The 20455-nt window shown below is 43.0% G+C and carries 19 protein-coding genes and 1 tRNA gene; 13 read left to right on the top strand and 7 right to left on the bottom strand.

Annotation, left to right across the window (positions count from 1 at the left end; all coding sequences use genetic code 11):
- Positions 1–3: 3 nt before the first annotated feature.
- On the bottom strand, positions 4–711 hold the full coding sequence (arcA, locus tag ORJ00_RS13740; RefSeq protein WP_027671524.1) for a two-component system response regulator ArcA: 708 nt from the start codon (positions 709–711) through the stop codon (positions 4–6).
- A 194-nt stretch (positions 712–905) separates the two neighbouring features.
- Positions 906–2534, bottom strand: coding sequence for a sensor histidine kinase (locus tag ORJ00_RS13735; RefSeq protein ID WP_027671525.1), 1629 nt, complete (start codon positions 2532–2534; stop codon positions 906–908).
- A gap of 144 nt (positions 2535–2678) precedes the next feature.
- On the opposite strand from ORJ00_RS13735, the gene ORJ00_RS13730 reads away from it, so the two are divergent.
- Positions 2679–3077, top strand: a complete 399-nt coding sequence (locus ORJ00_RS13730) for a DUF3293 domain-containing protein (protein ID WP_051219879.1) — start codon at positions 2679–2681, stop codon at positions 3075–3077.
- Here ORJ00_RS13730 and ORJ00_RS13725 read toward each other — a convergent pair.
- The 3 genes from ORJ00_RS13725 to trmB are packed head-to-tail and all read right to left on the bottom strand — an operon-like array spanning position 3074 to position 5137.
- Complete coding sequence (locus tag ORJ00_RS13725; RefSeq protein ID WP_306127114.1) at positions 3074–3382, bottom strand: hypothetical protein; 309 nt, start codon at positions 3380–3382, stop codon at positions 3074–3076. The two genes, ORJ00_RS13730 and ORJ00_RS13725, sit on opposite strands and share 4 nt — an antisense overlap.
- Before the next feature lie 9 nt (positions 3383–3391).
- Positions 3392–4411: a methyltransferase gene (locus tag ORJ00_RS13720; protein ID WP_305976924.1), complete on the bottom strand. Its 1020-nt coding sequence runs from the start codon at positions 4409–4411 to the stop codon at positions 3392–3394.
- Positions 4412–5137 carry a tRNA (guanosine(46)-N7)-methyltransferase TrmB gene (gene trmB / locus ORJ00_RS13715; protein ID WP_306140120.1) on the bottom strand — a complete coding sequence of 242 codons (726 nt, stop codon included), beginning with the start codon at positions 5135–5137 and terminating at the stop codon, positions 4412–4414.
- A 128-nt stretch (positions 5138–5265) separates the two neighbouring features.
- On the opposite strand from trmB, the gene mutY reads away from it, so the two are divergent.
- The 6 genes from mutY (at position 5266) to rlmM (ending at position 9702) form a co-directional block, all read left to right on the top strand.
- Positions 5266–6363: an A/G-specific adenine glycosylase gene (mutY, locus tag ORJ00_RS13710; protein WP_306127111.1), complete on the top strand. Its 1098-nt coding sequence runs from the start codon at positions 5266–5268 to the stop codon at positions 6361–6363.
- A complete protein-coding gene (locus ORJ00_RS13705; RefSeq protein WP_027671531.1) occupies positions 6360–6632 on the top strand; it encodes an oxidative damage protection protein in 273 nt (90 codons plus the stop codon). Before mutY ends, ORJ00_RS13705 begins: the two co-directional genes overlap by 4 nt.
- Before the next feature lie 82 nt (positions 6633–6714).
- Complete coding sequence (locus ORJ00_RS13700) at positions 6715–7650, top strand: transcriptional regulator GcvA (RefSeq protein ID WP_027671532.1); 936 nt, start codon at positions 6715–6717, stop codon at positions 7648–7650.
- Positions 7631–8269: an alpha/beta family hydrolase gene (locus ORJ00_RS13695; RefSeq protein ID WP_306127110.1), complete on the top strand. Its 639-nt coding sequence runs from the start codon at positions 7631–7633 to the stop codon at positions 8267–8269. The genes ORJ00_RS13700 and ORJ00_RS13695 overlap by 20 nt, the downstream gene beginning before the upstream one ends.
- On the top strand, positions 8244–8618 hold the full coding sequence (locus ORJ00_RS13690; RefSeq protein WP_306140119.1) for a DUF423 domain-containing protein: 375 nt from the start codon (positions 8244–8246) through the stop codon (positions 8616–8618). The genes ORJ00_RS13695 and ORJ00_RS13690 overlap by 26 nt, the downstream gene beginning before the upstream one ends.
- 1 nt (position 8619) lies before the next feature.
- Positions 8620–9702, top strand: a complete 1083-nt coding sequence (rlmM, locus tag ORJ00_RS13685; RefSeq protein WP_305976927.1) for a 23S rRNA (cytidine(2498)-2'-O)-methyltransferase RlmM — start codon at positions 8620–8622, stop codon at positions 9700–9702.
- 26 nt (positions 9703–9728) lie between these two features.
- Here rlmM and ORJ00_RS13680 read toward each other — a convergent pair whose 3' ends face one another.
- The gene (locus ORJ00_RS13680) at positions 9729–10853 is read right to left on the bottom strand and encodes an endonuclease/exonuclease/phosphatase family protein (protein ID WP_306140118.1); all 1125 of its coding nucleotides are present in this window, start codon (positions 10851–10853) and stop codon (positions 9729–9731) included.
- Positions 10854–11230: 377 nt separating this feature from the next.
- Between ORJ00_RS13680 and ORJ00_RS13675 the strand changes: the two genes are divergently transcribed.
- The 5 genes from ORJ00_RS13675 to ORJ00_RS13655 all read left to right on the top strand — a co-directional run bounded on the left by ORJ00_RS13675 (position 11231) and on the right by ORJ00_RS13655 (position 17526).
- A complete protein-coding gene (locus tag ORJ00_RS13675; RefSeq protein ID WP_306127107.1) occupies positions 11231–14374 on the top strand; it encodes a TonB-dependent receptor in 3144 nt (1047 codons plus the stop codon).
- 102 nt (positions 14375–14476) lie between these two features.
- Positions 14477–15121, top strand: a complete 645-nt coding sequence (gene udk / locus ORJ00_RS13670; protein WP_205623220.1) for a uridine kinase — start codon at positions 14477–14479, stop codon at positions 15119–15121.
- A 20-nt stretch (positions 15122–15141) separates the two neighbouring features.
- Positions 15142–16350, top strand: coding sequence for a NupC/NupG family nucleoside CNT transporter (locus ORJ00_RS13665; protein ID WP_027671539.1), 1209 nt, complete (start codon positions 15142–15144; stop codon positions 16348–16350).
- Between the two features lie 16 nt (positions 16351–16366).
- Complete coding sequence (locus ORJ00_RS13660; protein WP_306127106.1) at positions 16367–17317, top strand: isopenicillin N synthase family dioxygenase; 951 nt, start codon at positions 16367–16369, stop codon at positions 17315–17317.
- A gap of 123 nt (positions 17318–17440) precedes the next feature.
- A tRNA-Leu gene (locus ORJ00_RS13655) sits at positions 17441–17526 on the top strand.
- A gap of 37 nt (positions 17527–17563) precedes the next feature.
- Here the strand turns inward: ORJ00_RS13655 and ORJ00_RS13650 are convergent.
- Positions 17564–19030, bottom strand: a complete 1467-nt coding sequence (locus tag ORJ00_RS13650) for a RimK family ATP-grasp domain-containing protein (RefSeq protein WP_306127105.1) — start codon at positions 19028–19030, stop codon at positions 17564–17566.
- A gap of 164 nt (positions 19031–19194) precedes the next feature.
- On the opposite strand from ORJ00_RS13650, the gene ORJ00_RS13645 reads away from it, so the two are divergent.
- Entirely contained in the window at positions 19195–20328 is a 1134-nt protein-coding gene (locus tag ORJ00_RS13645) for a peptidase C39 family protein (RefSeq protein ID WP_305977421.1), read from the top strand.
- Positions 20329–20455: the final 127 nt, after the last annotated feature.

Below are 20455 nucleotides of genomic sequence, written 5' to 3'. Positions count from 1 at the left end.
TACTTATTTTTCTAACTTACCCACAAAGCGGTAGCCTTCACCATGGATAGTGCTGATTAACTCTGGGCTATCAACATCTGATTCAAAATGCTTACGGATACGGCGAATAGTAACATCTACTGTGCGATCGTTTGGACGTAAGTCACGGCCAGTCATATGACGGATTAATTGCTCACGGGTAAAAATCTTACCTGGTGTGTCCAGCATTAAACGCAAAGCGCGATATTCACCTTTCGGCAGGCGACGGGCAACATTTTTTGGTGAAGTTAGGTTTCTGCTATTTTCATCTAACGTCCAGCCGTTAAATTTAACAACGCTCTTATGCTCTTCAACCACAGGTTGCGCTACAGTGCGGTTTAACAAATTGCGGGCACGGATAGTAAGTTCGCGTGGATTAAACGGCTTGGTTAAATAGTCATCCGCACCAATTTCAAGACCTAAAATACGATCAACTTCGCTGTCGCGGCCGGTTAGGAAAATTAAACCAATATTTTCTTTCTGGCGTAACTCTCTTGCCAAAATTAGGCCATTTTTGCCTGGCAAGTTAATATCCATTACCACCAGGCTTACCTTGTTGTCGGTAAGTTTTTGATTCATCTCTTCGCCATTTATTGCTTCGATGACATCATACCCTTCACCTTGAAACAGGCTTACGAGGTTTAAGCGGGTTACTTCTTCGTCTTCAACGATAAGAATCACAGGTGTTTGCATTGGATTTGTACCTTGTGTAAATTCTGTTAAGTTAATGGCTGGAATATGTTTTCTATATATGACGATCAATTGTCAAATAATACGCAATTATAACCATCAGTCCAATTGTTAACAAGTTTTTTGTTAACAATTGGACTATCCAAAGGGTGTATTAAACAAGGTTTGTTATTTTTCTCTTGCTAAGTCTATGATTTTTATGTTTTGTTTTCGATTGTAATCACTGGGAAGTCTATTTTAATTCGAACGCCCTGACCTAAAGTACTATCTAATAGAATTTTCCCGTTTAGTGCTTGTGTCACAAGGTTGTAGACCAAATGCATACCAAGACCGCTACCTCCTTCACCACGTTTAGTGGTGACAAAGGGATCAAAAATACGTTTTTTGATTGACTCGGGTACACCTGCACCATTATCAGTGTAAATTAACTCACAATTGTTGTTACCCACTACTACATCAATATTGATTATGCCTTGCTCAATATACTCGAAGGCATGTATTAGGCTGTTCATAATTAGATTAATTAAAATCTGGTTTATTGGCCCGGGTTTACTATCCAATTCAAGTTGCGCAGGACAATTGACAATAACTTGATGTTGGGTTTTTTTAAGATTTGGTCGAAGTGATAAAAGAACTTCGTTTATAAGCTGTAGCATATTAAACTGACGACGGTTGTCATTAGATTGGTCGACAGCAACGCGTTTAAAGCTAGATATCAGGCTGGCTGCGCGTTCCATATTGCGATAAATAATGCCTAAATTTTCTTTACTTTCCGATAGGAATTTAGCCAATTGTGAAGAAGTTAGTTTCTTTTCATCAAAGGCCTTTTGAATATCAGTAAGCTTGTCTTGTAACAAGGTTGATGCGGTAACACCTAAACCAATAGGGGTATTAACTTCATGTGCCACGCCAGCAACCATTTGGCCGAGACTAGCCATTTTTTCAGTTTCGACAATCTGATTCTGGTATTGGTGTAAGGTGGCCAAGGTGTTGAGTAATTCCTGATTAGATGTTTTTAATGCATCTGTACGTTGTTCTATTTTTTGCTCCAAACTTTGCGTTAACTGGCGATTTTCTTGCTCAGCAAGTTGTAATTTACTGATTTGCTGCTCAATTCTATCCAGCATCGTATTAAATGCCCGACCCAGCATATTGTATTCTTTGATTGGGGTTATTGGGGCTCGAATTTGGTAGTTTTTTTCTTTAGATACTTTTTGCATTACGTTTAGCAATGATTCAATCGGGGTGGTAAAACGTTGTTGTAGCTTCGCACTAACAAACAGCGCACTGCCCAGTGCTACGAGCGCAATAATGATGTCTAACAGAATTCTTGCCTGTATATAGTCATTTAACTCCTCCTGGCTCGCTCTAACGTATACATATCCTATGGTGCTGTCGCCATCAACTATTGGTTTGGTTAGCTCAATATAGTTATCGCTGACATAAGGTTTCAGAAACTGCTTTACTCTGGCGAACTGCACGGGGAATGGACCAACACCCTCATGATTGTAGATGGCGAAGAGGCGAAGCTCGTCAGAGTCAGGTTGCTGCTTATAAATGTGGATATTGTGCAGTATATGCACAGCTTTAAAGGAGTTTAGCCGGTTATCTTCTGTGTCGGCATCATCTTGCAAAATACTGTCTTTTGCATTGAATGCGATAATGCTGACATAGCCTTCAAGCTGCGCAACTAATTTCTTTTGCTGTAACTTCACATCCTGTGTGGTTGATATCAACATCGCAAGGCACAATGTCAGACTACAGATAAGCATAATCACCCAGATCAGTGCACTTTTAATGGAAGTGGTTTTATCTATTGCGATCATTCAGTTATCTCAATCACTTTTATAGCCAATGCCATTTGGCAACCTGTATTGATGTTATGCATATTCATGAAAATTAGCAAACAGCACTGGTAAATTTACTAAAGCCGATTATAGTTGAAACACTTGTTATACATGGAACGGATTATGAGTCTGTGGGAAAGTTATAAAACGAGTATTTTTCTTTGTCATCAAGCGCTAAATTGCGATATGGATTTTGCAATTATCAGCGCACAAAACCCCGCTGGTGTTACTGAGCATCCCTACCTTAATTTACGTCGAGATAAAGAATTACAAGCATATCTGAACCAGCAGCGGCTACCTCACCGCTCGGTTATTGGCAGTGCACCTGATCGCAGTTTCGAAGAAAAGAGTTGGATTGTGCTGTGTGATAAAGGTAACGCCATTGCACTAGCGAGACAATTTGAACAGAATGCGATTTATTGGGTAGAACAGGGTGAGTTGTTTTTAGTGCCTGTACTGCTCTCATTTGGTGAGGAGAAATTAGGACGTTTTACCGAGCGCGTGATATTGCTACCTGATTAATTTTTCCGCTGCAATATATCTAAAATCCCTTGCAAGTTGTTGCCATAAATTACCTCCATCTGACGCTTTGTCATATTCCAACGTACTTTTTCGGCTTCCGTTGTTGGTTGCTTTAACAGTGCATTAAAATCACTGGCGCAGATACAAACAATAGCTGGCGCTGACATTTCTGCAAATTGCGCCGAACGATATAAAAGATGCGGGCAGGCTTTGGCGCGTTTTGGGTGCTGAATACACTGCGAACTTTCAGCCGCTGTTGCCGGTGTTAACCACAGTAACAGAAACAGAGCTGAAAGTGCGCGCATAGGGTTTCCTTAGTTTTTTTGGCTCGCCCGGTAAATAATGAAGCCGTTTGCTTTAGCTTTAATACTAACCTGTTTAAAGGATTGCTGTAACAACTCCATGTACGCTAAATGACTATTGGCGACAATGGTAAGGCTACCGTTGTTACTCAAACGAACAGCACTTTGTGCAATAAAAGTTTCTACAATACTGTAGTCAGTTTTAATCCCGGTGTGAAATGGTGGATTACTAATAATACAATCAAATTGTTTGGGATTGTCCGGTAAACCATCTGCTGCTATTACCTGTGCGCTAAGGTTATTTGCAGCGAGTGTCATTTGCGTGGCGCTAACGGCCAGACTGCTAATGTCAGAGCTAAATAGCTCAATTTTAGGATGTTTGCGTTTAAGAACGGCGCCTATAACACCGCAACCACAGGCAAAATCTAATACTTTGCCTTCGGTGATGTTTGGCAAGTTATCCAGTAGCAATGCCGTACCAACATCTAACTTGCCATGATTAAACACGCCCGGTAAAGAATACAGTGTTAACGTTTCGCCTGCGGCGTTAATGGTAAAACTTAACGCTTTAGTCGCAGTTAATTGCTGAAAGTCGCCATGCAGCGAAAACCATAAGCAATGCTTGGCATTGTCCAGTTTGTTGGCGTTTAAGCCCAGTTTTTGCGCATGGCTGCTTAGGCTCTTAATGCCGCCTTTGTTATCACCTGTGACAAATACGTCGGTACTGCTGGAAATAACAGATTTTAGCTGCGCAAGGGTAAAGGCAAGCTGCTCTTTACTTTTAGGATAAAAAATAACCACTGTGTCAAATGCGGTAGTAAAGTTAGGGCTTACTTCAGTATGCAATGTTACGCCAGGGTGCAACCAACACGCTGCTACGGCGGCGTCCGTGCTGTAGCAACTTAGCGTGAGTTCAGGCGCAACATGCAGTATTTCAGCTGCCAGGCTATCAGCCATAGGCTCGACGATTAATACCTTGCTGCGCAGATCCTTGATGTTACGTAATACCAGTTGACTGGCTGTTGCTAGCATTTAGCTTTCCTTTATAAACATCAGATCCCACACACCATGGCCCAAACGTTGGCCACGTTGTTCGAATTTCGTTAATGGTCGATGCTCTGGCCGCGCGACATAACTATTATCAGCAGACATATTGGCAAAACCGCTAGCACCTTGCATAACTTCCAGCATATGTTCTGCATAATTTTCCCAGTCTGTGGCCATATGAAATACGCCGCCAGGCTTAAGTTTTCGGCGCAAAAGCTGCACAAATTCAGCTTGTACAATGCGTCTTTTATGGTGGCGTTTTTTGTGCCATGGATCAGGGAAAAACAACTGCACGGTATCAAGGCTATTGTCTGCAATTGTATGCTCTAAGATTTCAACTGCATCGTGTTCAAACACTTTCAGGTTTTTGACCTGCTGGTTAACTGCGTCAGACAGGCAAGCGCCTACACCAGGCCTATGTACTTCTATACCGATGAAATCTTTCTCGGGGGCTGCTTTGGCCATTTCGACCAGCGATTTACCCATGCCGAAACCAATTTCCAACACTTTTTCATTACTGCGGCCAAATACGCTATCCAGCGCCAGAGGGTTAGCTTGATATGTTAAACCATAGTCTTGCCAGTAAGTGTCAAGCGCATGTTGCTGCCCTTTAGTTAACCTGCCTTCACGCAGTACAAAGGAGCGTATTTTTCGCATATAAGTATTATTGTTCTCAGCTTGTTCGCCTTGCTGCTCGGTACCGTCAGTCATCAGTTGCTCCGATATTCGTTTATGATGCGTATTATCCTTGTATTAGCCGCATTGCTCAACTGCGTTTGTAGTTGGCAAGCAATTCTGTGCTGCTTATACTGCGCGCATTGTTTAATTTTGGGGCCGTTATGTTGCAGCAGAAAGATGCAGTTTGGTTTTCAAATCAGTTGGTTAGCTGGTATCAGCAGCATGGCCGTAAAACATTACCATGGCAGCTGGATAAAAGTGCTTATAAAACCTGGCTTAGTGAAGTTATGTTACAGCAGACGCAGGTTGCAACGGTTATTCCGTATTTTGAGCGCTTTATGAGTCGTTTTCCTAATATCAATGCATTAGCCCAAGCGCCGCTGGATGAAGTGTTGCATATGTGGACAGGTCTTGGCTATTACGCCAGGGCCCGAAATTTACACAAAGCGGCTCAAACGATAGTGGCGCAACACAACGGCGAGTTTCCAAGCAGTTTTGACCAGGTTTTGGCATTGCCGGGTATAGGGCGCTCGACAGCCGGTGCCGTATTGTCATTGGCTTTGGGGCAGCATTACCCAATTCTGGATGGTAATTGTAAGCGTGTGTTAGCCAGGTTTGCTGCAATTGACGGTTGGCCGGGAGAAAAAGCAGTAGAGCAACAGTTATGGCAACTAGCAGAGCAATTAACGCCTGACAAAACCGTAGCCGAGTTTAATCAGGCGATGATGGATTTGGGTGCAAGTTTGTGTAGTCGCAGCAAACCAAACTGTGTGGAGTGCCCGCTTAAACTTCGATGTAAGGCCGCACTGCAAGGTGATCAAACCCTGTACCCAGGCAAAAAAGCTAAAAAGGCTTTACCTGAAAAACAGAGTTTTTGGTTGTTATTGCAATATGATAATAAAGTGCAATTAGTGCAACGTCCCGCTGTTGGTTTATGGGGTGGCTTGTATGGTTTTATTGAATTTAATACATCAGATGAACGAGAAAGCTATATTCATCAGCTTATTCAGCAACACGCGTTAGCTATCAATACAAAAGAAGAGCTTGCCGGTTTTCGCCATACGTTTAGCCATTTTCATTTATGGATCCAACCTCTTTGGCTATCACTGAAAACGATGCCCCTAGCAGTACAGGAGCAATCGGCAGCAACTTGGTTTACAATAGACCGCATTCCTGAGGTTGGCTTGTCGGCGCCGGCAAAACACCTGTTTCAACAACTCATTCGCACAGCCCCAATGCATAAGGACAATTCAGTATGAGCCGTACTATATTTTGTGAGTACTTAAAGAAAGACGCCCCCGGTTTGGATTTTCAACTGTACCCTGGTGATTTGGGTAAGAAAATTTTCAATAGTATTAGTAAAGAAGCTTTCGCCCTTTGGCAGGCAAAACAGATTATGCTGATTAATGAAAAAAAACTTAATATGATGAATTCTGAACACCGGCAGTTTTTAGAAACTCAGATGGAAGCCTTTCTGTTTAAGGGTGAAGACGTTGAGATAGAAGGTTACAAACCAGTAGAAAAGTAAGCTGATATAGTTACTTTACTAGCTAACCAGCTTTACCAGCGCTATAATTCGGATTAGAAAATTTAATAACTAATGAGATGTTATGGCGCGTCGTTTGCCCCCGTTAAATGCCTTAAAAGCGTTTGAAACTGCCGCCCGGCATTTAAGTTTTACTAAGGCGGCGGAAGAGATGTATGTCACTCAAGCCGCAATTAGTCATCAAATAAAAGCGCTGGAAGATCATCTTGGGCTAAAACTATTTATGCGTAAAAACCGCTCTTTACTGTTAACGGAAGAAGGGCAGAGTTACTTCCTTGATATTAAAGAAATATTTTTACAGCTGCATGAATCTACAGAAAAGCTGTTGGCACGCGGTGCTAAAGGATCACTTACTGTAAGTTTACAGCCTAGTTTTGCTATTCAATGGTTAGTCCCAAGGTTAAACCAATTTAGTGAACAGCATCCTGACATTGATGTACGGATAAAAGCAGTAGATCTGGATGAAGGTTCGCTTACCGATGATGTTGATGTGGCAATTTATTACGGGCGCGGCACCTGGCGAAATTTACATGCGGATAAACTGCACACAGAATATCTGTTACCTGTTTGCTCACCGCTATTATTAAACAGCAGTAAGCCATTGGCTGAGCCGACAGACTTGCAATATCACAATTTGCTGCACGATGGTTCTCGTCGTGCCTGGAAAGCGTGGTTTACCACGCAAAACTTTAAGCATTTTAATGTTAATCAAGGGCCTATTTTCAGCCACTCATCGATGGTGTTACAAGCCGCTATTCATGGGCAGGGGGTAGCGCTTGCCCACAATGTTCTGGCCAGGCCTGATATAAACTCCGGGCGGTTAATTGTGCCGTTTAACCATGTACTGATTTCTAAAGATGCCTATTACTTAGTTTGTCGGGAAAGCCAGACAGAGCTTGGCAAGATCACCGCCTTTAAACAATGGATGATGTCGATGGTTGAGGCAGAGCAGGCAGCGTTTGCCGAGCAGCAATTCACAAATGCGGTTGCCCTTGACTGAGTTTATTATTGATAAAGCGCTAGCGCCCAAAGCTTGCTTGCTACTTTCACATGGTGCCGGTGCAGGCGCAAACAGTGAATTTATGCAGCAGCTTGCCAAGCAGCTTACGTTGAACAATATAGAGGTATGGCGCTTTAACTTTACCTACATGCAGCGTTTTATTTTGTCAGGTAAACGCAGTTTACCTGACAAAATACCGCAATTATTGCAGCAGTTTTGTGCAGCAATTGATTGTTGCGACACATCGTTGCCTAAATTTGTGGCGGGAAAGTCGATGGGGGGCCGCGTTGCTAGTATGCTACCGGCAGATATAAACATCTTGGCGGCATTTGCATTTGGTTATCCATTTCACCCGCCTAAGAAGCAAAGCTGGCGCACTGAACATTTTAACCAACTGCCGCGGCCGTTATTTATTATGCAAGGTGAGCGCGATGCTTTTGGTAATAGTGATGAGCTAGCAGATAAGCAATGGCCAGGCGTAACCCTGCATTGGCTAAATGATGGTGATCATGATTTTAAACCCAGTGTAAAAACCGGGCTAACACAAGCCGAGTTGATTGCGCAGACGGCACAATTTTGTAGCAGGATGATTGATGAAATACTTTTGGCCGTTAAGTAATAGTATTACTGCATTGTATGGTGCCGCCGTTGTTGGCCTTAGTGCTGTACTCATGCATCTTTGGCAAGCAGCTTTGAGTGACATTAATACGGCACGGGTTATTAGTGCTTTAGCAATATTTGCATTTCATACGTTAGCGTTAATGGCGCTAGGACAACAACGCCGGGACGCTAAACTGACTAAATTAGTTGCCCTGTTGTGGCATCTTGGTTTGTGGTGTTTTGTTTGGACTATACTGGCGGGTGTATTTTCCCTGCTGTTTTATTATGCACAACTGGCTCCGATTGGCGGTCAGTTACTTATAGCTGCCTGGTTACTATTTGCCGTTACAGCCTGGCAGCGGAGTTAACATGAAACAATTATTATTATACTGTCGTGCAGGTTTTGAAAAAGAATGCGCGGCTGAAATTCAGCACCAGGCCGGGCAGTACGATGTGTTCGGGTTTTGTAAGCTAAGTGCCAACAGCGCTTTTGTGGTCTTTGAAGCATATGATGCCGACAGCCTTGCACAGTTTTATCGTGACTTTCCGTTTGAGCAGTTTATTTTTATCCGCCAGTGGAGTCTGTTACAGGCGGAACTGCTGGAACTGCCGCCAGCTGACCGCATTGCGCCTGTAATTGAGGCGGTATTGGCTGCAGAGCTTAGTGGTTGCGGCGAGTTAAGGGTTGAGTATCCGGAAACCAATGACGGTAAAACACTGTCGACGCTGGCACGCAAACTTACTGTGCCGCTGCGTCAGGCACTGCGCCAGGCTGGTGTTATGTTGGCAAAAGAGCAAAAGCGCGCCCCGGTACTGCATGTATTTTTACTGACCGGCCAGCAGGGGTATGTCGGTTTGTCATATCCGGAGAATAACAGCCCACTGGAAAACGGCATTATGCGGCTTAAATTCCCCAACGAAGCCCCTAGTCGCAGTACGTTAAAGTTGGAGGAAGCCTTTTTACAGTTTATTCCGAAACACGAATGGGATAAACGCTTAGGTGGCGGGTTAAATGCGGTAGATTTAGGTTCGAGCCCCGGCGGCTGGACTTATCAGCTGGTTAAACGCAGTATGATGGTTACTGCCATTGATAACGGCCCTATGGCAGAGTCGCTAATGGAAACCGGCCAGGTTAAGCATTTAACGGTAGATGGTTTTAAGTTTGAACCACAAAAGAAAAATGTGTACTGGGTGGTTTGCGACATGATAGAGCAGCCACAGCGGGTTGCTGAGCGGATGGGCGATTGGTTAATTAACGGCTGGTGTCAGGAAGCCATGTTTAATTTAAAGTTGCCGATGAAAAAACGCTATGAAACAGTAACAGAAATTTTAGCGCAACTTGAACAACGCCTCTTTGAGGCCGGCATTAAATACCGGCTACAGGTAAAGCATTTGTACCATGACCGTGAAGAGGTTACGGTACATGTGCAAAATTTAGTCTTAAAATTCTGATATGTAGTTTGATGACTCAGTGCTGATTAATCAGCGCTGAGTTCAAGTTTTACCCACACCAACCGGTGATCTGAGCTAGCACCGCGCGAACCCACAAGTGGGTATAAAGGATCTGCTTTTACCGGCCAGAACACACCACTGTCTTTAAGCGTGATGCCTGCTTTTGACGGCAGCACGTAATCGGCCCGCATACGCCAGCCGGCGGTATGATGTGCTGCGTTGGGATTATCCGGGGTGTGTTCGGCACTGCCTTTGCTTTGAGGCGGTTGGCTGTTATTTATACGGGGATGGTTGTACAGCGTTATAATCGCTGCATGTATCGCATCGCCCTCTCCATCAACAGATGAATTTTGATCCCCCATTAACACAAAACGTGCTGTGTTATCTAAGCCACCTTTAACGCCGTTATCGTCATAAATGTATGCGCTGTGAGCGGGGGTAAGATAATCGACCCAAAAACGAATTTCATCGTGATTGCGAATGCCATTGCGGTTTTCAGGCCCGTCAAACACCGGTGGAGTAGGGTGGCTTACCAATACATGCACCGTTTTACCGTTAATATTTAAAGGCACATCCCAATGGCTTTTCGATGATAACGGAAATTCAGCCCAAGCCTCGCTACTGTACCAAGCACTGCCATCGGCTTTTTTAGTCGGCATAAAGCCTGGCATATCTTTCCATTTAAAATGCTGGAAGGTGCGCACCTTAGCGTTATCTATCGGGTATTTAGACAGCAGTACCATGCCATATTGCCCCGGATAAAATCCAAAGCCCCAGGCATCTGCGCCAATGCCGGTTATTTGGCCGTCATTGTCCAGATCATAGGGGCTTGGTTGGCCGGTATTAACTGTACTGTAATAAAAATAGGGATAATCGATAGCTGGCGCGGTACCTTGTCGTTTATTCAGATAATTACGAATAAACGCTTTTATGCCATGCTCCGGGTTTGCAATGTAATCAAACTCGTTGAGTAGTAGCACGTCTGGTTGCGCTATTTGAATAATGTGCGCAATGTTTTTAATTTGTGGCTGTTCGTCATTTCGAAGCAAGGACGGCAGCACGGTACCATCACCGAGTTTACCCTGAGGCAAATAGTTTTGTGCTTCCATACTGACGTTAAACGTAGCAAAGGTAACTTCAGTGGCACTCATATCTGATGCGGCTCCAAGGCTGAGTATAGAGCTAAGAAAAAGTGTATTGGAAAATTTAGTCATTAATCGAGAACTTATAAACCATATGGGTGTATAGCATAAAGCCCGCAACAGACAAAAACCAGCGTATGTCTGCAAATGCAGTAAAAGTCATTTTTTAGTCAATTTTAAGCGACATAGTGCGCAACTCTGACCAGCTATGTTACACTTGTATGGCAATCGCCTAAGACAATGAGAGGAACAAAAAGTTCCCACAAATCGGATTGGCGTAAGAAAAATGTAATATGGTTTCGTTACCATTATCTCCCAAATTGAACGCAACATTTGTTTTCAAGTGGATTTAGATAAATACCTACAACTACCAGGTGAAATACGATATGAAAATTAAAAATATAGCTTTAGCGGTAACGCTCGCACTTGGCGTTAGCAATATCGCTTTTGCACAGGAAACCTCATCAGCTGTTCGTGGTGTTGTCACTACTGAAGCCGGTACTACGGTTTCTAATGCAACTGTTACTGTTACTGATAAACGTAATGGTACAGTTAGAACGTTAACAACTAACGATTCAGGTACGTTTTCTGCACGCGGTTTACAAGTTGGTGGTCCATACTTATTAAGCGTGGTCGGTCCTGAAGGTCGCATCGAAACTATAGATAACGTTTTTCTGAATTTAGGTGAAACTCAAAACCTGAATGTTGTTATCCAAAAAGAAGCTATTGAACGCATTGCAGTTACTGGCTCATTAATGACTAACTCTGCTTATGGCAGTAAAAGCCCGGTAGCTAATTTTGGTTTGGAAGATTTGCAAACCATACCTTCAATTAATCGTGATATTACAGATATCGTAGCTGCTGACCCTCGTATATATGTTGATGCTGGTTTTGCTCGTGGTATTCAATGTAACGGTGCCAGCCCGCGCTTTAACAGCTTGACTGTTGATGGCGTTAAAATGAATGACAACTTCGGCTTGAATAACAATGGTTACCCAACCGAACGTATGCCATTTTCATACGATGCGCTCCAACAAGTTTCTGTAGAATTCGCGCCGTTTGATGTTAAATATGGCGGTTTTACTGCTTGTAATATTAACGCTGTGACAAAATCAGGTGAGAACGAATTTAAAGGTTCTTTCTTCTATGATTACTCAAACCAATCTTTAGTTGGTGATAAATTAGAAGGTGAAAACGTACCTCAGGATGATTTCAGTGAGAAGCGCTTTGGCCTGAATATGGGTGGCGCTTTAGTACAAGATAAATTGTTTTGGTTTGCAGCTTACGAAAAATATGAAGGCGCTGATACCTTCACGCGTGGCCCTGAGGATACGCCAGCTGGTACACAAGTTGAAGGTTTAACTCAGGCGAATTTAGATCGTATAGCACAAATTGCGCGTGATGTTTATGGATACGAGGTTGGCGCACCTATTGGTTCATCTCCTGTTGAAGATGAAAAATTATTAGTTAAGTTAGATTGGTATATAAATGATGCGCATCGCGCGGCATTTACTTACAACTATAATGATGGTGGCTCGGTAAGAGAATCTGACCCTGCAGCATTTAACTATGAATTTTCAGACCACTACTATGATCGTGGTGCCCAGTTTGAGTCATACGTTGCACAATTGTTTTCTGACTGGACTGATGAGTTTTCTACTGAAGTACGTCTTGGTTACTCAGAGTTAGATAACCGTCAAGTTAACATTGGCCCAGGTGGTATGGGCGAAGTTCAGGTAAGAGCAAGTAGCAGCCCACGTTCAACGGTATTTATGGGTGTGGACGATTCACGTCAGTCAAACAAATTAAACTATGACACTACTTTCCTGAAGCTTGCGGGTACCTATTCTTTAGGTGATCACTTGATCAATGCGGGTTACGAATTTGAAGAGTACAATGTATTTAACTTGTTCGTCCAGCATACAATCGGTGAGTACCGGTTCTATTCAATTGATGCTTTTGAAGCAGGTACACCTAACGAAATTTATTACGGAAGTGGTGCTGGCACAAACGACCCTAGTGATGCTGCGGCTAACTTTGGTTATGCAATTCACACGTTATATGCACAAGATGAATACTACATCTATGATTATGACCTGACTGTTACTTACGGTCTGCGTTATGACTGGTACAGCAGTAGCGATACACCTCGCGTAAACGATAACTTTGTTGAGCGTTATGGTTTTGCTAACGATGCAACTTTTGATGGCGAGGGTCTAATACAACCTCGTTTAGGTATTAACTGGAACTACAGTGATCAACTGGAAATTCGCGGTGGTGTTGGTTTGTACTCGGGTGGTAACCCCAATGTATGGCTAGCAAACGGTTATCAAAGTGATGGTGTTACACAAATTCAAATCACTGACCGTTCACCTGGCATCAATTTATTTGATGTACCATTAAGCGGTGCTGGAAACCCATTATTTGATATTCCACAGTCTTACTTTGACCAAGTTACAAATGCTACTGGTGATAGCGCGGTTAACGCTGTAGATCCAAACTTTAAGTTACCTGAAGAATGGAAGTATGCTTTAGGTGCTACTTATACCTTCGATGAAGGTTATGTGGTTATGGCGGATCTGATGTATACCGTGTCTAAAAATCAATCTATCGTACGTGACTTGGCACTAGTTCAATCGGGTACTTTGTTCGATGGCCGGCCGGTATATAAAAGTATCGAAGGTAATCGTGAAGGTGATTACATGTTAACCAATGCTAGCTCGGATGCTAAGCAGTTTTCATTTAGCACTTCTGTTAGCAAAGATTTTGATTTTGGTCTGAATATGTCATTTGCATATGCTTATATTCAAGCTGAAGATTCAAACCCAATGACAAGCTCTGTAGCTGGATCAAACTTTGGTAACTACGCACGTACTGACTTCAACAATCCAATGCCAGCAACATCAAATTATGAAACGCCGCATCGCTTTACATTCAGAGCAAGTTATAAGCACGATTTTGTTGATGGGTACACAACAACATTCAGCTTGTTAGGTTCTCACAACAAAGGTCGTCCTTACAGCTATACCTTTGATAGCGAAATCGCAGGAGATACATCGTCAGGGCGTCAACTATTGTATGTACCAACTGGTATGGATGATCCAAACGTTGTTTGGGGTGGTGTAACTGACAGAGATGGTGTTTACACGGCGTTTGATACTGAAGGCTTCTTTAATTATTTAAATGAACATGGTTTAAATAAATTTTCTGGTGGCATTGCAGGTCGTAACGAGTTTTACAGCGATTGGTGGACTAAAGTTGACTTGCGCATTCAACAAGAATTACCTGGTTTCATGAACGGTCATAAAGTGAAGGCGTTCTTTGTTATTGATAACCTAACCAACTTTTTAAATGATGATTGGGGTGTATTATACGAAGCGACGTTCCCACAAACAGCAGCGGTAGTTGATGCAGCTGTAAATGCACAGGGTCAATATGTGTTCAACGAATTTACTAATCAGAATCCACAAGGCCGTGTAGCAACGCCTTCACTGTGGCGCATGACAGTAGGTATTGAATACAAGTTCTAATGCTTGAACCTGTAACATAAATTAAATGCCCGCAATATGCGGGCATTTTTTTATTTCTTAATTAGCCTTTTTTAGCGATAATTGCCGGCTAATTTTATAAAAATGAAGGTTGAAGTGGGAAAAAATACCATTATTGCCATTGCCGGCGCGTCTGCATCAGGTAAAAGCCTTTTTGCTTCAACTGTTTACCAGGAGTTGGTTGCAGAGTTAGGTGGTGAGAGAATTGCGATTTTGTCTGAAGATGCTTACTATCGCGATCAAAGCCATTTATCGTTTGAGCAGCGTACTTTAACCAATTATGACCACCCCGCAGCATTTGAACATGAATTGCTGGCAACACATTTGCGTGCGCTGCGCAGTGGTAAAGCCATACAAATGCCTCAATACAGCTACAAAATACATACCCGTATTGATGAAACGATAACCGTACAGCCGGCTAAAGTGATTCTGGTTGAAGGGATTTTATTGCTTACCGATGAAAAGCTACGTGATCAGTTTGATATCACCGTATTTATGGATACCCCTCTGGATGTATGCTTATTGCGGCGGATTAAACGTGACTTAGAAGATCGAGGCCGAAGCCTTAGCTCTGTAACTGAACAATACGAAAACTCGGTACGGCCGGCATTTTTTGAATTTATCGCCCCGTCTAAGCAATATGCCGATTTGGTGGTGACCCGTGGCGGTAAAAACCAGATTGCGATCGATATAATAAAAGCAAAAATTCGCCAGTTACTGGCGGAATAACAATAATCAGGGAATAACGTATGATGGGATTAGTGGGCATTTTCGCCCTGTTACTTGTGGCTTATGCCGCTTCAGCCAATCGCAGCCGTATAAACTGGCGTACTGTAGGAGGCGCTTTTGCTATTCAGTTAGCCATAGGAGCTTTTGTTCTGTATGTGCCAGTTGGTCAAGAAGTGCTATACAGCATTTCAACTTTTGTTGCGGATATCATTAGTTACGCTACTTCAGGTATTGAGTTCCTTTTTGGTGATATTGGACGAAAATCTCAGGGGTTCATTTTTGCCATTCACGTTTTAACAATTATCATTTTCTTCTCGTCGTTAATTGCCGTGCTGTATCACATTGGTGTGATGACGTGGGTTATTCGTATTATCGGCGGCGGCTTGCAAAAACTATTAGGAACTAGCCGTCCGGAGTCTATGTCTGCTGCGGCAAATATTTTTGTTGGTCAGACTGAAGCGCCATTAATAGTGCGCCCTTTTATTCCTACGATGACACGCTCGGAGCTTTTTGCGGTAATGGTAGGCGGTTTAGCCTCTGTTGCCGGCTCAGTTCTGGCAGGATATGCCGGTTTAGGCATAGAGTTAAAATACTTAATTGCAGCAAGTTTTATGGCAGCGCCTGGTGGCTTCTTAATGGCGAAAATGATTTTGCCTGAAACTGAACAGCCCAAAAATGAGTTAAATGAAATTAAAACAGAAACAGAGCATACCAATCTGATTGATGCTGCTGCGGCCGGTGCTTCAAGCGGTATGCAGTTGGCGTTAAATGTAGGCGCTATGTTGCTGGCCTTTGTTGGTTTAATTGCACTGGTTAATGGTGCCATTGGTGGCATTGCGGGCTGGTTTGGTTATGAGGGTTTAACGCTACAGGTCATCTTTGGTTACGTATTCCAACCGTTGGCTTTTATTTTGGGGGTATCCTGGGATGAAGCGCGTATGGCAGGTAGTTTTATTGGCCAGAAGTTGGTTATTAATGAATTTGTCGCATACCTCGACTTTGTGCAGGTGAAAGAGCAGTTAAGCGCGCATACCCAGGTAATCGTTACGATTGCGTTGTGTGGCTTCGCCAACTTTTCTTCTATTGCCATTTTATTAGGTGGTTTGGGCGGTATGGCACCAAGTCGCCGGGCTGATATTGCTGAGCTGGGTTTAAAAGCTTTGCTAGCGGCAACATTAGCTAACTTAATGAGCGCTGCTATAGCAGGGTTCTTTTTTTCTTTAGGCTAAAAAACAGGTCTTTTATATGACACAGCAAGTTCCAACGTTAGATATAAGACGGTTTGCCACCGACAAAGATAACTTTGTTGCCGAAATTGGCAAGGCCTACACTGAGTTTGGATTCTGCGGCATTAGCGGCCATGGCATTCCTGACGAAGTGGTAGATAATACATACAAAGCAATTAAGCAGTTTTTTGCTTTACCCAATGAAGTAAAAGCGCAGTACTTCAAGCCTGGTCAGGGCGGTGCTCGCGGTTATACTGCCGTTGGTGTTGAAAAAGCGAAAGACTCAAATCATCCGGATCTTAAAGAGTTCTGGCATGTTGGTCGGGAGTTGGATGGGCCTGCGCCACATCCAAGTTTATATCCTAATGTTTGGCCAACCGAGGTTGCAGGTTTTAAGCAGGCAACTTATGCGTTGTTTACCGAACTTGAAAAGCTGGGAAATACCGTGCTAGAAGCATTAGCGCTATTTCTTGGCCAAGAGCAAGGTTACTTCGCTGATAAAGTGAATTACGGTAACTCCATTTTACGACCCATTCACTATCCACCAATTAAAGATACTTCTACGCAGTCGATTCGCGCTGGACAGCATGAAGATATAAACCTGATTACATTATTGGTTGGTTCCAATGAAGCCGGTTTGGAAATTTTGCGTCGCGATGGCAGTTGGTTACCAGTCACAACAATTGAAGGCACTATTGTGGTGAATATTGGCGATATGCTGCAACGACTGACCAATCATGTGCTGCCATCGACAACACATCGCGTAGTAAACCCTGCGGGCGTTGCTGCTGGTGAGCCACGGTACTCTATTCCGTTTTTCATGCACCCAAACCCGGATTATGTTATTGAAACGCTCGAAAGCTGTATCAGCGACGAAAGACCTAATCGTTACCCTGAGCCAATTAACTCTAACGACTACCTAATGCAGCGGTTAGAAGAAATTGGTTTATTGAAAAAGGCCAAATACTAGGCTACATGCTTAGTATTTGCTCGAACGATATAAAACCAGTCAAAATGTGTATTTTCGCAGTTGACTGGTTTTTCAAAGTCGCTATACTGCACGCCATGTTAGGTGTTCTGCACAAAACATAACGCAGATGTGGTGGAATTGGTAGACACGCAAGCTTCAGGTGTTTGTGCCCACAAGGCGTGAGAGTTCGAGTCTCTCCATCTGCACCAAATTAACCGGCCTAGGCCGGTTTTTTGTTTCCTAGATTCACCGTTTTAGTTCGATTCGGCGAATAAAGTCTTCTACCAGCATGTCATACAGTTTGTTACCCAAAAACAAATCTTCTACGCCGTCATCGATATTCGGGTTGTCATTTACCTCTATAACATAAACATTGTCGCCATCTTGCTTTATATCTACACCATATAAACTATCGCCAATCGGTGCGCAGGCACGAATTGCTGCATCAAGAACATGCGCGGGAACCTCGTTGATAGCGCAGGTGCTAAAACCACCACTTTCAGTTTTTGCCTTACCGTGTTTATATATTTGCCAATGGTTGCGGGCCATAAAGTACTTACAAGCAAAAATAGCCATACCGTTTAGCACACCTATACGCCAGTCATATTCGGTAAAGGTGTAACGTTGTGCCAAAATAATTGCACTTTGTTCAAACAACACACTAAGTTGTGAGCGCAGTTCTGTTAAGGTTTTTACTTTAACTACACCGCGGGAAAAGCTGCCATCCGGTATCTTAAGTACCAGAGGTAAACCTAACGTATCAGCAGCACGCTCTAAATTATCCTCATCCTGTTTAAACAGCATAATACCATCTGGCATGGGAACATTATGTTGTTCAAACAAGGTTTGCAGATAGACTTTATTACCGCAGCGTAGAATGGAATTAGGATCATCTATTACTGCGAGCCCTTCGCGCTCTGCTTTCAATGCCATGTGAAAGGTGTGATGATTCACCCCGGTAGTCTCGCGAATAAATAGCCCGTCGAATTCTGCCAACCGATGAATGTCTTTTGCACCAATTTGTTCAGTATCCATTGCGGCTTTTTTAGCTGCTTTAGCAAACAGTTCAAGTGACTTTGGCGTACAGGGTGGGAATTTTTCTTTTGGATCAACTAATACCGCTAAATCATATTTGTACTTTCGATTTGTAGGTTCAACCCGCCAAATTTTATGGCTGTAACGCTCTAAGGTATTACCAAATAAGTTTTGTTCTTGCTCATTAAGCTTATGGACGCTACCAATTTTTAACGTTTTAACCTGCCAGTTCAATTTCTTTTGCAGTTCTACACGCAGTATAGGTACTGCAAATGCTTCAAACAAATAGCCCGCCACTTTTTTTAGTGCTTTATGTTCAGTTTCACCAAAGTAAATATTGAACGTAAGCTGGCTATTGGTTTCATCTATTAAGGCTTTATTTAGTTGAGTGAGAATGGTGCCAGGAATCTCTTCGGCTATATCTGCGATTTCATGGCGGTTAAATTTATTAAATGCTCGTACTGAGGGTACAACATGATGGCCTCTTGCTTCAGCAAGCAAAGAGCAGTAATAACCACTCCCTAGATATTGCGCTTGGCGACATAAATTAATAACTCGGGTACGTTGTTTGTTCTTAGCGGACCATTTCAAGTATGCTGGTAAAGTCATTACGCCGTCATATTGATGAAATGGAGCCCAATCCTGTGCTTTGTCGACGACGATTATCAGCTTGGCCATTGTTGCTCCTATAATTTTGCTAAAGCATGTCGTGGTGTGACAAAAAAAGACAGCAAAGAAATCTGCACTACAAAAGTTAAATTTCTTGTTGGCTTTTCATTTGTTTAGCTGTTGTTATCCTAAACTTAGTTAAAAATCAGCCAAAGGCAACCATGAGTACCGTTATGGCATTAGTTCCAGTAAATCTGGCTTCGTTTTCTATTAGACATGCAAACTTAGCTGACGCTTCGGCATTATTTGCCTTAGAGCATAAGTGTTTTACTACAGACCGCATAAGTTTGCGCAGCTTTAAACGTTTTATCACAGAAAAGCGTAGCGACTTAATGTTGGTTGAACGTGACGGTCAGCTAGCGGGTTACTTTTTGCTGCTTTATAGAAGAGGTACCAGCCTGGCAAGATTATATTCTCTTGCTGTTGACCCGTTGTTGCGTAAGCAGGGCTTAGCAGAATATCTTATGTTGCAGGCTGAACATGCTGCAACTGCAAGGCGTTGCGTTTTGTTAAGGTTAGAGGTACGTTTTGATAACGCAGCCGCTATTGGCTTGTATCATAAACTCAACTATCACGAATTCGCCGTAAAACATGACTTTTATGAAGATAATTCTGATGCAATCTGTATGCAAAAACGGATTATTCAATTTGATAGTGAGTCTGTTAGCCGGCAAGTACCTTATATAGCTCAAACGACGCCGTTTACCTGTGGGCCAGCTTGCCTGCTGATGGTATTTAACTACTTTAAACCTAATCAGTTTGACCCTGCCTCTTTGGAAATCGACATCTGGCGTGAGGCAACTACTATCTTTATGACATCAGGTCATGGCGGTTGTGGTCCAAGAGGTCTAGCTTTAGCTGCGCACCATCGTGGTTTTCAGGTTGAGATTTACCTCAATAAAGATGGTCCACTATTTACTGACACCGTGCGTAGTGAAGTAAAAAAAGCTGTGTTACAGCGTGTACACGATTCATATCGTTTGAAGGTTGAGCAAAGTGGTATTCCTTTACACCTTTCCGAACTGAGCATCAGTCAGATTAAGCAACTACTTGCAGAAGATGCTTTATTGGTTGTGTTAATTAGTACGTGGCAATTCGATAAGAGCAAGGCACCACATTGGGTTGTGGTTTGTGCGGTGGATGAGCATTTTGTTTATATTAACGACCCCGACACTGAAGACATTCCCTGGCTATCTTCTGCTGAGCGTCAATATATTCCGGTCGAGCATGCCGTGTTTATGAAAGCGTTCAGTTACGGTAAAAACCGGCTTAAGGCTGCGATAGTGGTCAAAGCAAGAGAAAAGTAATCAATATTGCCTGCTTTTTTGCCGTTTTGTGCAATTAATCAGCGAACAAGCTAAAAAGCTATGTTTTTATTAAATAACCCCTTGCACGAGTTTCAAAACGCCCTATAATGCGCGCCATGCCACGGGG

The organism is Rheinheimera baltica, from assembly GCF_030731985.1.
In the GTDB taxonomy this organism is placed as follows: domain Bacteria; phylum Pseudomonadota; class Gammaproteobacteria; order Enterobacterales; family Alteromonadaceae; genus Alishewanella; species Alishewanella baltica.
The sequence above is the reverse complement of the archived record's forward strand: the minus strand, read 5'-3'. Positions and strand labels throughout refer to the sequence as shown.

Bases quoted from the DNA above. Each gene is read 5' to 3' on its own strand.
- arcA (WP_027671524.1), bottom strand. From the start codon at position 711: ATGCAAACACCTGTGATTCTTATCGTTGAAGACGAAGAAGTAACCCGC.
- ORJ00_RS13735 (WP_027671525.1), bottom strand. From the start codon at position 2,534: ATGATCGCAATAGATAAAACCACTTCCATTAAAAGTGCACTGATCTGG.
- ORJ00_RS13730 (WP_051219879.1), top strand. From the start codon at position 2,679: ATGAGTCTGTGGGAAAGTTATAAAACGAGTATTTTTCTTTGTCATCAA.
- ORJ00_RS13725 (WP_306127114.1), bottom strand. From the start codon at position 3,382: ATGCGCGCACTTTCAGCTCTGTTTCTGTTACTGTGGTTAACACCGGCA.
- ORJ00_RS13720 (WP_305976924.1), bottom strand. From the start codon at position 4,411: ATGCTAGCAACAGCCAGTCAACTGGTATTACGTAACATCAAGGATCTG.
- trmB (WP_306140120.1), bottom strand. From the start codon at position 5,137: ATGACTGACGGTACCGAGCAGCAAGGCGAACAAGCTGAGAACAATAAT.
- mutY (WP_306127111.1), top strand. From the start codon at position 5,266: ATGTTGCAGCAGAAAGATGCAGTTTGGTTTTCAAATCAGTTGGTTAGC.
- ORJ00_RS13705 (WP_027671531.1), top strand. From the start codon at position 6,360: ATGAGCCGTACTATATTTTGTGAGTACTTAAAGAAAGACGCCCCCGGT.
- ORJ00_RS13700 (WP_027671532.1), top strand. From the start codon at position 6,715: ATGGCGCGTCGTTTGCCCCCGTTAAATGCCTTAAAAGCGTTTGAAACT.
- ORJ00_RS13695 (WP_306127110.1), top strand. From the start codon at position 7,631: ATGCGGTTGCCCTTGACTGAGTTTATTATTGATAAAGCGCTAGCGCCC.
- ORJ00_RS13690 (WP_306140119.1), top strand. From the start codon at position 8,244: ATGAAATACTTTTGGCCGTTAAGTAATAGTATTACTGCATTGTATGGT.
- rlmM (WP_305976927.1), top strand. From the start codon at position 8,620: ATGAAACAATTATTATTATACTGTCGTGCAGGTTTTGAAAAAGAATGC.
- ORJ00_RS13680 (WP_306140118.1), bottom strand. From the start codon at position 10,853: ATGAGTGCCACTGAAGTTACCTTTGCTACGTTTAACGTCAGTATGGAA.
- ORJ00_RS13675 (WP_306127107.1), top strand. From the start codon at position 11,231: ATGAAAATTAAAAATATAGCTTTAGCGGTAACGCTCGCACTTGGCGTT.
- udk (WP_205623220.1), top strand. From the start codon at position 14,477: ATGAAGGTTGAAGTGGGAAAAAATACCATTATTGCCATTGCCGGCGCG.
- ORJ00_RS13665 (WP_027671539.1), top strand. From the start codon at position 15,142: ATGATGGGATTAGTGGGCATTTTCGCCCTGTTACTTGTGGCTTATGCC.
- ORJ00_RS13660 (WP_306127106.1), top strand. From the start codon at position 16,367: ATGACACAGCAAGTTCCAACGTTAGATATAAGACGGTTTGCCACCGAC.
- ORJ00_RS13650 (WP_306127105.1), bottom strand. From the start codon at position 19,030: ATGGCCAAGCTGATAATCGTCGTCGACAAAGCACAGGATTGGGCTCCA.
- ORJ00_RS13645 (WP_305977421.1), top strand. From the start codon at position 19,195: ATGGCATTAGTTCCAGTAAATCTGGCTTCGTTTTCTATTAGACATGCA.